Annotated in this window: 10 protein-coding genes and 1 riboswitch; of the genes, 2 read left to right on the forward strand and 8 right to left on the reverse strand. The window is 47.9% G+C overall.

Going from position 1 to position 11,525, the window contains the following annotated elements:
- The first annotated feature begins 126 nt into the window (after nt 1–126).
- Nucleotides 127–1,914, forward strand: coding sequence for an aminopeptidase P family protein (locus FC652_RS18310; protein ID WP_103199853.1), 1,788 nt, complete (start codon nt 127–129; stop codon nt 1,912–1,914).
- 217 nt (nt 1,915–2,131) lie between these two features.
- On the opposite strand, the gene thiH is transcribed toward FC652_RS18310, so the two are convergent.
- From thiH to FC652_RS18350, 8 genes are all read right to left on the reverse strand, one after another.
- A complete protein-coding gene (gene thiH / locus FC652_RS18315) occupies nt 2,132–3,256 on the reverse strand; it encodes a 2-iminoacetate synthase ThiH (protein ID WP_072615020.1) in 1,125 nt (374 codons plus the stop codon).
- A gap of 36 nt (nt 3,257–3,292) precedes the next feature.
- The gene (locus FC652_RS18320) at nt 3,293–4,066 is read right to left on the reverse strand and encodes a thiazole synthase (protein WP_011079006.1); all 774 of its coding nucleotides are present in this window, start codon (nt 4,064–4,066) and stop codon (nt 3,293–3,295) included.
- Between the two features lie 4 nt (nt 4,067–4,070).
- Entirely contained in the window at nt 4,071–4,280 is a 210-nt protein-coding gene (gene thiS / locus FC652_RS18325; RefSeq protein ID WP_011079007.1) for a sulfur carrier protein ThiS, read from the reverse strand.
- On the reverse strand, nt 4,261–5,097 hold the full coding sequence (locus FC652_RS18330) for a HesA/MoeB/ThiF family protein (protein WP_176299696.1): 837 nt from the start codon (nt 5,095–5,097) through the stop codon (nt 4,261–4,263). Before FC652_RS18330 ends, thiS begins: the two co-directional genes overlap by 20 nt.
- Nucleotides 5,087–6,421 carry a thiamine phosphate synthase gene (locus FC652_RS18335; protein ID WP_176299697.1) on the reverse strand — a complete coding sequence of 445 codons (1,335 nt, stop codon included), beginning with the start codon at nt 6,419–6,421 and terminating at the stop codon, nt 5,087–5,089. Before FC652_RS18335 ends, FC652_RS18330 begins: the two co-directional genes overlap by 11 nt.
- A gap of 2 nt (nt 6,422–6,423) precedes the next feature.
- Nucleotides 6,424–8,367 (reverse strand): phosphomethylpyrimidine synthase ThiC, encoded by a 1,944-nt coding sequence (gene thiC / locus FC652_RS18340; RefSeq protein ID WP_176299698.1) that lies wholly within the window; start codon nt 8,365–8,367, stop codon nt 6,424–6,426.
- A 146-nt stretch (nt 8,368–8,513) separates the two neighbouring features.
- A riboswitch (TPP riboswitch) is annotated at nt 8,514–8,612 on the reverse strand.
- 71 nt (nt 8,613–8,683) lie between these two features.
- Nucleotides 8,684–9,064 carry a fluoride efflux transporter CrcB gene (gene crcB, locus FC652_RS18345; protein ID WP_011079011.1) on the reverse strand — a complete coding sequence of 127 codons (381 nt, stop codon included), beginning with the start codon at nt 9,062–9,064 and terminating at the stop codon, nt 8,684–8,686.
- Between the two features lie 124 nt (nt 9,065–9,188).
- Complete coding sequence (locus FC652_RS18350) at nt 9,189–10,574, reverse strand: multicopper oxidase family protein (RefSeq protein ID WP_176299699.1); 1,386 nt, start codon at nt 10,572–10,574, stop codon at nt 9,189–9,191.
- A gap of 257 nt (nt 10,575–10,831) precedes the next feature.
- Here FC652_RS18350 and FC652_RS18355 point away from each other — a divergent pair, with 257 nt between their 5' ends.
- Nucleotides 10,832–11,458 (forward strand): IS630 family transposase, encoded by a 627-nt coding sequence (locus FC652_RS18355; RefSeq protein ID WP_255199188.1) that lies wholly within the window; start codon nt 10,832–10,834, stop codon nt 11,456–11,458.
- The last annotated feature ends 67 nt before the right edge of the window (nt 11,459–11,525 follow it).

Raw genomic sequence — 11,525 nt, forward strand, 5'->3', positions numbered from 1 at the left:
TAAAATGAGTAGCTTAACCGCCGATAGTCCTCCGGGCTCATCTATGGTCTGTGGTCCTTACATGGAAGATAAGGAGCAGCTCCCAACCTGAGCAAACGGAGCAAAAAGAACAAAGGAATCGTACAGATGCACAAATCAACTCACGAGCGTGTTGTTGCCATTCGCACTTGGTTGCAGCAGCACAATATCGACGCCCTACTCGTCCCACACGAAGACGAATACCTAGGCGAATATGTTCCCGACCATAACGAACGCTTACATTGGCTAACTGGCTTTACCGGTTCTGCCGGCGCTGCCGTTATCACCCAAGAAAAAGCCGCCATGTTTGTTGATGGTCGCTACACTGTTCAGGTGACCAAACAAGTTCCTGCCGATTTGTTTGAGTATCGCCATTTGATTGAAGAGCCAGCTCTTGAATGGTTGCAAGAAAACCTCGCTCGTGGTGCATCGGTGGCCATTGACCCACGCATGCACAACGCCGCTTGGCTAAACATGGCACAAGCGAAATTGGCTGGTGTGCTTGAGCTTAGTATTCTCGACAGCAATCCGATTGATGAGTTGTGGCATGATCGCCCACAGCCAGTCGTTTCTGACGTTCGATTGATGTCGACAGAGGCCGTTGGCCAAAGCTCTGCCGATAAACGTGCGAACATCGCACAGCTGATCACAAAGCAAGGCGTTGATAGCGCCGTTATCACCGCACTGGATTCGATTTGCTGGTTGCTCAACGTCCGCGGTTTGGACGTCTCTCGCTTACCTGTATTACTGTCACACGCGATTCTGCATGCAGATGGCCAAGTGGAGTTCTTCCTCGATCCTGCTCGCTTACCTGAAGGGTTTGATGTTCATGTCGGCCAAGGGGTGCACGTTTTCCATCCTGAGACGCTGCAAGCTCGCCTTGAAAGCTTGACGGGCAAAAAAGTCCTGCTTGATGCCAGTACCAGTAACGCATGGTTTAAACTGGTTCTGCAAAATGCAGGCGCTGTCGTTGTCCCAGGTGCAGATCCTTGTTTGATGCCGAAAGCCGCCAAAAATGCGGTTGAAATTTCTGGCATGAAAGCATGTCACCTGCGCGATGGTGCTGCGATGGTCAAGTTCCTAAGTTGGCTTGACGCACAAGTGGCACAAGGTATTTTGCACGATGAAGCAACTTTGGCCGACAAACTGGAAGCCATTCGCCGCGAAGATCCCACTCTGAAGGATTTGAGTTTCGATACCATTTCGGCAGCCGGCAGCAACGCTGCGATGTGTCACTACAATCATCAAAACCAGCCTCAACCAGGCCAACTCAGCATGGATACGCTCTACTTAGTTGACTCTGGCGGCCAATATCTTGATGGCACCACCGACATCACTCGTACGGTTGCTATCGGCCAACCTTCATCAGAAATGATCAAGCAGTTTACTTTGGCACTGAAAGGCCATATTGGTGTGGCTCGCGCTCGTTTCCCGAAAGGCACCCGTGGCTATCAAATTGATACCCTGGCTCGTCAACACCTATGGGCGGAAGGCTATGATTATGATCATGGTACTGGTCACGGTGTAGGCCACTTCCTGAGCGTGCATGAAGGCCCAGCCAGCATTTCAAAACGTCAGATCGACGTACCCCTTGTCGAAGGGATGGTGCTCTCTAACGAACCGGGTTACTACCGCGCGGATGCGTTTGGTATTCGTATCGAAAATTTGGAACTGGTGGTTGAGAAGCAAACCCAAGGTGACTTCCCTATCTTGACCTTTGAATCTCTGACTCGCTGTCCAATCGACAAACGTAACATCAATGTCGATATGCTCACGCGTCCTGAACTCGCTTGGCTAAATGACTACCACCAAAAAGTGTGGGATGACATTAGCCCATTGGTTGAAGGTGACGCGCAAGTTTGGCTACGTGAAGCGACGCTACCACTCAGCCACTGATAAGCAATAGACACTGTCATTTGCAAACAAATAGACACTGTCATTTGCAAACAATAGAAAAAGGGTTAAGGCAAAATGCCTTAACCCTTTTTGTTTCACGTGAAACATATCCACATGCCACTTTTGCTCTTAGCTGACATTATCGAACCGCGCTCAGACTCGCTAGATAACGACTGTGTTGCCTAAGATAAGATTAGCTGTTTTGGTTATGTTTTGGTTAAGAGAACCGAGCCCCAGAATAGGCGGCATGCCAATCGCGCCATACGGGATCGAACCCTTTACTACGAATCATCTGCTCCACTTCTGCCGCGCTCCTTTCATCACTGATCTCAAACTGCTCGAGTTCAACATCAGGCATGGCATAACCGCCCGGCTGAGTTTTCGATGCTGCTGACATCGACGTGATACCCAGTGGTAGAACGTTATCACGAAACAGCGCCGACTCGCGTGTAGACAACGACAACTCGACTTCTGGATTAAACAAACGATAGGCGCAAATCAGTTGAACCAGCTGTTTATCACTCATCACCGATTTGGGCTGCAACGCCCCTGCGCAAGGACGCAAGCGAGGAAATGAAATTGAATAGCGTGTCTGCCAATAGGTACGTTCCAAATAGTCCAGATGCGCAGCAACGTAGAAGCAGTCCGTACGCCACTCCTCCAAGCCGATCAGTGCACCAATGCCAATTTTATCGATCCCCGCTCTCGCCAAACGGTCAGGCGTTTCGAGACGATAGTTGAAATTAGTTTTGTTGCCACGCAAGTGATGTTGTGCGTAAGTCGCAGGGTGATACGTTTCCTGATAAACCATCACAGCGTCCAAACCCAAAAGCTTCAACTCTTGATAATGCTCTTGGCTAAGCGGCTGCACTTCCATCGCTAGATAGTTAAAAGCGCGTTTGATTTGCGGCAGCACTTGGCGGAAATAATTCATACCAACCTTGCCTTCATGCTCACCCGTCACCAGCAAAACGCTGTCAAACTTCATTGCCTTAATCGCCGCCATTTCTGCATCGATTTCTTGCACCGTGAGTGTGCGGCGCTTTAGGCGATTCTCCATCGAGAAGCCACAATACGTACACGCATTGGCACAGAGATTGGAAAGATACAGTGGTATATAGAGCGATAACGTATTACCAAAACGTTTACGGGTTAACGCATAGGAACGCTGCGCCATCGCTTCTAGATAGTGCTCCGCGGCTGGCGAAATCAGCGCTTTAAAGTCTTCTAAATCGAGTTTGTTTTTACTCAGCGCTCGCTCAACATCGAGCGCGGTTTTAGCGTAGATCGATAATCGAATATCGTCCCAATTGAGCTGATTAAAATGTTCGACGAAACTCATGGTGTTGCTCCGGTCAACAGACGGCACTTTCTTTTGCTAAGAAAGGCACTCATCGAGAAAAGAGGTCAATGGGCTGGATGCCACCGCATGCGACACTTTGCCAGCAAGCCCCGACTCATACGCCAAACGCCCAGCCTCAACCGCCAATTTGAATGCACGGGCCATGGCGATGGGATCGCGTGCAGCGGCGATCGCGGTATTCACCAGCACCGCATCAGCACCCAGTTCCATCGCATAGGCAGCATGAGACGGTGCGCCAATCCCCGCATCCACCACAACAGGAACCTTCGCTTGGTCGATAATGATTTGTAAGAAGTCTTGCGAAACCAAGCCTTTGTTTGAGCCAATTGGCGCCCCCAAGGGCATGACGGCAGCGCAACCTACTTCTTCCAATCGCTTACACAACACAGGGTCTGCATGGCAATAAGGCAACACCACAAAGCCATCTTTGACTAGCTGCTCTGCTGCCGCCAAAGTTTCAATCGGATCAGGCATCAGGTATTTCGGATCGGGATGAATTTCCAACTTCAGCCAATTAGTGCCCAATGCTTCACGCGCTAAATGCGCGGCAAAAATGGCGTCTTTGGCGTTTTTGGCACCAGATGTATTAGGTAGCAAATTAACACCCGCTGACAACAGTGGTGACAAGATGTCATCTTGCTGATTGTGGATATCCACCCTTTTCAGCGCCATAGTGGCGAGCTGTGAACCTGATTGTTCGATGGCTTGTGACATCAATTGGCTGTTGGCAAATTTACCGGTGCCCGTGAACAAGCGAGAATGAAATTGTTTGTCTGCGATTTTGAGCATGTGCTTATCCTCCAGCAATCGCCTGAAATAGTGAGATAGCATCACCACGACTGAGCGTTTTGGTTTGCCATTCGCTGTGTGGGACAACTTGATTATTGATTGCAAACACACAACCCAAGTTAGGTAGTGAAAGATGCTCAATAATGGATGCCAAAGTCGCATTGGTTGGCACCTCGTAGCTTTCGCCGTTGATGCTAATTGCTATGGTGTTCATTGCTTGATTCCTGTTTCTGAACCTGACAAACGCGACAACTTGGATCTTTCACTACCGCCAATTGCTGCCAACTTAACGTGAACCCATCAAACAGATGCAACTGATGGCATGTGGTTTGAAACGCGCCCGTTGCCAGCTTTTGAATCGTTGCGATTGCCTGATAATTTCCCATTAGCCCCACGACAGGGCCGATCACCCCAGCATCACTGCACTTGGTCTGCATGGCATTTTCTGCAAATGGAAAAAGGCAGTGGTAGCACGGAGAGTTTACTGAACTCGTTGCCGACGAGGTATCTTGCTGGGATTGGATTGAGTGGTATGAACTAAAATCAAACGCAATGAATTGCCCTTTCCAGCCGATTGCTGAGGCCGACACTAATGGGGTACGTTGATTCAGGCAGGCTTGGTTGATCAGTTGGCGCGATGGAAAGTTGTCCGTACAATCGAGCACAATGTCCGCCAACATCACTTCCAAGTTGAGACGTTGCTCATCCAAACGTTGGCTAATGGTGCGAACGCGCAATTCTGCATTGAGCTGCTTCAACTGCTCTGCGAGTGCATCCACTTTGGGGCTGGCGAGATGTTGCTGACGAAAGGCAATTTGACGCTGCAAATTACTCTCTTCAACCACATCATCGTCAACCAACACTAAATGGCCGACGCCCGCAGCAGCCAAATAAAGCGCCGCTGCGTTACCCAAACCACCGCAACCGATGATCAGCACATGTGCTTGACGTAAGTTGGCTTGCCCCAACTCACCGATTTCCGTCAATGCAATTTGTCTTTGATAACGAGTAAAGAGCCGATCATCCAACATGATTGGCCTCACTTATTGGCTCAAGGCTATGTGTGGATACTGAGTCTAAATGCACCTGTGTTGTGTTAGGTGTCATGACTTGCTTGAAGTACTCTATTACCGCTTTCACATCTTTCGCCAAGGTAATCGCTCTCACTACCGCTAATGAAGAGACACCACATTGCCATACCGTCGCCGCATTACTTTGATCAATACCACCAATGGCTACCGTGGGAACGCCGGTGATGGACTCATCATAAGGTATGGTATCAATCAATTGCTGATAGAGTTTTAATCTCACCAGCCCTTGCGGTAATGAAGGCATTTGTTTTGTGGTGGTCGGGAAAATGTGCCCCAATGCGATGTAACTTGGCTGGAGTTGAACAATGCGTAACAGCTCATAATAACCATGCGTAGATAACCCTAACGCAATGCCTGCATTCGTCAGGGCGGCCAAATCAGCCACCTGCAAATCTTCCTGCCCTAGATGTACGCCATAGGCTTGATACTGAATCGCTAACTGCCAATAGTCGTTGATATAGACTTGCGCGCCATAGTCACGACCTAGCTGGATCGCACGCACAATCTGTTGCTCCAAATCGACTTGGTTTGGATCTTTAATCCGCAATTGGACCGTTTTAATCCCCAAAGGCAATAACTTCTCAATCCAACTGACATCATCAACCACCGGATAGAGCCCTAACTGTTGAGCGATAACCCGCGGAAACGCTTTTGTTAGCCCTTCTAGATTGTGGCTTGGTAAGATGCCGAGCTCATTCAAATGCAATACTGGGGTAGGAAACAAAGCAAAATCCGACACCCATGTTTCACGTGAAACATTCAACATCGCACGCGCCAAAGTAAGGCAATCTTCGATTGGGAAATCAAGTGCACTGAGCGTGACCACCCACGCCAAATGCCGATAAATCGATTCTACGCTCTCGTTTTGAGAGTGGTTTTGGCGTATTGAAAATCGTAGTGCGCGAGTTTCATCGGCTAAAGGATGTTGCCAAACATCAAACGCCTCACCTTGCTCCCCTTGCAAATTGATCAACAGCGTCTTGGCCTTACACTCTGAGCCCAAATAACTGGATACCTCTGTCAGAGCAAGCGAATGATGGTAGTGAAGCGCAAAGTCATGTGCTCCGAGATGACGACTATCGTTATGGATAAGATCCGTCTCGAATACGACTGTTTTGGCTGAAGAAATCAGTTGCAGTGTACGAGTTGGGCTAACGCCCAACTCTATATGGTCAATGGCAAAACCTTGCTGCTTTGCCAAGAGCAAACACTGCTGAATTTCTCCCGTCAGCTCAATAATGGCAGAAGGAATCAGCAGTCTCATACTTAACCCTCTGCCACTTCTTCGTGACTCACTGCAGGATGGTACAGCTCCGAACCCGACGCTTTGAATTCCGCGGACTTTTGCTTCATTCCTTCCAATGGGTCATCCAACAGCTTCACTTCTATCGCCTGTCCTGCCTCACCCTGTTGCCCTTTAGCGTACTCACGAACCTCTTGCGAAATCTTCATCGAGCAGAATTTTGGACCACACATCGAACAAAAGTGTGCGACCTTGCCTGATTCCTGAGGTAAGGTTTCATCGTGGAATGCACGCGCCGTATCGGGGTCAAGAGAGAGATTGAACTGATCTTGCCAGCGGAACTCAAAGCGTGCTTTTGACAAGGCATTGTCACGTACTTGTGCACCAGGATGCCCTTTAGCTAAATCCGCCGCGTGTGCAGCCAGTTTGTAGGTTATCAAGCCGGTTTTCACGTCTTCTTTATTAGGTAGACCTAAGTGTTCTTTTGGCGTTACGTAGCAAAGCATGGCACAGCCATACCAACCAATCATGGCTGCACCAATCCCAGAAGTAATGTGGTCATAGCCAGGGGCAATGTCGGTGGTCAGTGGACCCAAGGTATAGAATGGAGCCTCATGACAATGCTTGAGCTGCTCGTCCATGTTCTCTTTAATCATGTGCATCGGTACATGCCCAGGACCTTCAATAATCACTTGGACATCGTACTCCCACGCGATTTTGGTCAGTTCACCCAATGTTCTGAGCTCAGCAAACTGCGCTTCATCATTGGCATCGGCAATCGAGCCAGGACGCAAACCATCACCTAATGAGAGCGCTACATCGTACTTCGCACAAATCTCACAGATCTCGCGGAAATGGGTATAGAGGAAACTCTCTTGATGATGTGCCAAACACCACTTAGCGATGATCGACCCCCCACGCGAGACAATGCCCGTCACGCGTTTCGCCGTCATTGGGATATAGCGCAGCAGCAAACCTGCATGAATCGTGAAGTAATCCACCCCCTGCTCAGCCTGCTCGATCAACGTATCACGCATCACTTCCCACGTTAGGTTCTCAGCAACGCCATTGACCTTCTCTAGTGCTTGATACATAGGCACGGTTCCAATCGGTACTGGGCTGTTGCGTAAAATCCATTCACGAGTTTCGTGAATGTTTCTCCCCGTCGACAGATCCATCACCGTATCACCACCCCAACGAGTCGACCACACCAACTTCTCGACTTCTTCTTCAATCGACGAGGTCACCGATGAGTTACCAATGTTGGCGTTAACTTTCACAAGGAAGTTGCGGCCGATGATCATCGGCTCAGATTCTGGGTGATTAATGTTGGAAGGAATGATCGCGCGACCTTCCGCCACTTCACGACGCACAAATTCAGGGGTAATTTCCTTAGGTAGATTCGCACCAAAGCTTTGCCCTGCATGCTGCTGAGTCAAAACTTCATCTTGATATTTGGCGCGCCCCATGTTCTCGCGCAAAGCGATGTATTCCATCTCCGGGGTGATGATTCCCTTACGCGCATAATGCAACTGAGTGACACAATACCCAGCTTTGGCACGACGGATGCGAGGCAGATTGCCATATCTCAACTCGTCCAGCGTTTCATCTTCTAAGCGCTCTTTCGTGTAGACCGAGCTGACATCATCAAGCACTTCGGTATCAGCACGCTCTGAAATCCACTCTTCTCTTAACTTAGGAAGGCCATTATAGAGATCGATTTGATGGGTCGGATCCGTGTAGACACCCGAAGTGTCATACACTCTTACCGCTTCGTTTGGCTGAAAGATCGGTGCCTCTTTGGTCCCGCCAACTAAGCTGTCTGCCAAGGAGATTTCGCGCATTGGCACTCTAATGTCTGAGCGAGAGCCCTCGACATACACTTTGGTGGAATTGGGATACGGCTGCACAGAGAGTGTATCGATGAATTGTTTAGCTTCCAGTCTCGCTTGCTTGCGATTCGACATAGCATTTTTCCTTTCTTGTTATGCTGGATAAAAAGGTTTTGGACAAAAATGCTTGGCGGAAAGTTGTGACAAGAGGCGTTGAACACACAATTTGGAGTTTCAATTTGTGGATTCAAGCTTTGATAAGACACCAGTTCGCACTGGTACAAGTATCTTCTCTTGTTCCCTTCGCAGGTTCTAACCTGATCAGGTTCAACGGATCCCGAATAAACGGTCTCAGCCCTAAGGCACTCCGACAAGTGAAACGATTATATGAAATCGGCTTGGTTAAACCAAGCCGACCTGTTTAAAATTTAACTCAATTTCGCCCATTGCTTCACGATTTAAGTAATTGGAAGCCTACCCAAGCAGCAGTGATACTCAAGGTCACGTTTAACACTACGTTTAAGCCCATTTTGAAAAATGCGCCTTGCTGCATCAGCAATACGTTATCCATCGAGAATGTCGAGAACGTTGTTAGTGCACCCAAAAAGCCCAAACCGATTATTTGTCGCCATGGCTCTGTCGCCAACAACTCACTCTCAAAGGCGGCAATTAAGAGACCCATAATAAAAGAACCGACCACGTTTACGGTTAACGTGCCATAAGGAAAACCTCTGCCTAACAGCACAACACAGAGCTCTGACACTAAGTAACGAGAACAAGCGCCAAATGCGCCGCCCAAAGCGATGAAACCCAATATCGCAAATTGACTCATAGCAACCTCACAAATCTAATGGCCACATTGTAGCCACATCCACACAGAGATCGAGTACAAAAAACAATAATTTCATTTAGACAATGTATCTGTGAATCGCCAAGATTTAAAAAAGTTACAGGAGTCACTTTACTTCAATATATCCCATTAATCCGGTTTTCATATGTTCAATCACGTGGCAGTGATACATCCAGCGACCGGGGTTGTCCGCAACAAACGCCGCTTTGGCACTGCCATTCTTACCTAGCAAAACAGTATCCGTATGAAACGGTTCTGCGAGCGTCTGGCCATTTAATTCCAATACGGTAAATGTGTGCCCATGCAAATGAATGGGGTGATGGTATTGCGTCACGTTCTTAAGATTAAATATGTAGGTCCGCCCTCGTTCTAACGTCGCTAACGGTGCTGGAATTGAATCTTGGCTCATCCCCTCCCAAGCGCGTTTATTCACCAACCAAAACGTCGGCAGAGCTTGGCCAGATTTATCCATCGGAGTAACAGCACCTTCCCACTCGAAGACAAAATCAATTTGTTCAGCCGTATCTAAATCTAACGGCGCAATAGGGTTGAGCGGCAATGTTGGCAATATATTCTGGTTTAATAGGTCCGATTCAACCGATTCGAATGCACAAAGAGGAAACGGAAACTTCCCTTTCATTTGTCGCACATAGAAACGCTCTCCAACACCTGGAGCAATTAACCCGACATCAACCCTCATTCCAGGCCCAATCTTGTGCTCAGAGAGCTTATAAGGGGTTTTTATTGGGTTTCCATCTATTGCTATAACCCATGCGTCCACACCTTCAATAGCGATAGGATAAGTGATGGTATTGTCCACATTTGCGATTCTAAGTCTCGTCATCGCATTCGCTTTCAACGGATAGCTGGGCTCATGGACGCCATTCACAGTTCCCCACTCACCGGGAGTTCCCATACGGGCACTCAAGCGTGGGACCAATAACGATTTCCACTCACCTTTCTCATTGAGATGCCAATGCTTAAGCATTAGAGCATGGTCTTCATCAAAAGAAACTGGCTCTGCTTCATCAACAATGATTAACCCAACTAGCCCCATACCTAGCTGCTTGACACTGTTCATATGCGGGTGATACCAAAATGTCCCTGCGTCAGGTGGAGTAAAGCGATAGGTAAAGCTCTCCCCTGGCATAACGGGTTTTTGACTCAAAAAGGGAACACCATCCATCTCAATAGGTACACGCAAACCATGCCAATGGATTGTCGTTGGCTCGTTGAGTTTGTTGGTGAAGTGAATGATCACCTCTTCTCCTTGTCGACAACGAATCGTAGGGGCAGGGATAGCACCATTAAAGGCGAGCACATCCGTAGCAAAACCAGGCACCACCTCAGCAGTAGCCGGTTCTGCAGTCATCTCATAGACAAACCGCCCATGATGAAGCGATGTTCTACGCGAAAGTGAACACGCAGGGAGAAGCGTTAATGCGGAAAACGCCAATGAAGTTTGAAGAAAGCGGCGGCGAGAAATATCCATATGTGGCCTACTGATTTGATTGATTGGCCTAAGTGTAAATAAATATTAATAATCATTCTCAACAATCTATCAAAGTAATGCTAAAGACTAGTTGATATGCTGACAGATGAGTCAAACGCAAATGTATTATACCAACCTAACTAAAAATATGATCTAATTAAGGCTGTTACTTCTTCGTGATAAATGACGCTATGGACAGTCTCAATAGCATTGATTTCAAAAAACTTGCTAGCCAACAAAAATCGATTCAAATGAAGATGCGATTGCTCGCATTGGCCCATTTTAAAGATGGTCACTCTCGAACCCAAATTGCTAAGTTCCTTAAGGTAAGCAGAACCAGTGTGAATAAATGGGTACAAACATTCCTTGAAGAAGGGCTTGAAGGACTGCAAGAGAAACCAAGAACGGGTCGCCCAGCATTTCTTAACGCGGAGCAGCGAGAACAATTAAATCAGTATATAAAAGCTCAAGCGATGGATTCGTCTGGCGGTCGATTAACGGGTAACGATATTCATGCTTATATCGTTAATGAATTTGGCAAACACTACCACCCAGATTCGATCGACTACTTACTCAACCATATGGGCTTTTCTTGGATAACTTCACGCTCCAAGCACCCTCGTCAATCCCAGCAAATCCAAGACGATTTTAAAAAAATCAAAATTGAAACGATCCTTAAGATCCCCGGTCACATGGGGCTTGATAACGTCGATGTCTGGTTTCAAGATGAAGCAAGATTTGGCCAGCAAAACACGACAACTCGACTTTGGGCTGAGCGTGGCTCAAGACCAAGAGTGGTCAAACAGCAGCAGTTTGAATATGCGTATTTGTTTGGCTCAGTATGCCCCACTAGAGGTATTGGTGATGCAATGGTCGTTCCTTGAGTTCACAAGAACCTTATGGTTGAGCATCTGAAGCAGCTCTCCGTGGTGACCGAAAAAGGTCGTCACG

It is taken from the genome of Vibrio sp. 05-20-BW147, from assembly GCF_013369385.1.
GTDB lineage: Bacteria > Pseudomonadota > Gammaproteobacteria > Enterobacterales > Vibrionaceae > Vibrio > Vibrio floridensis.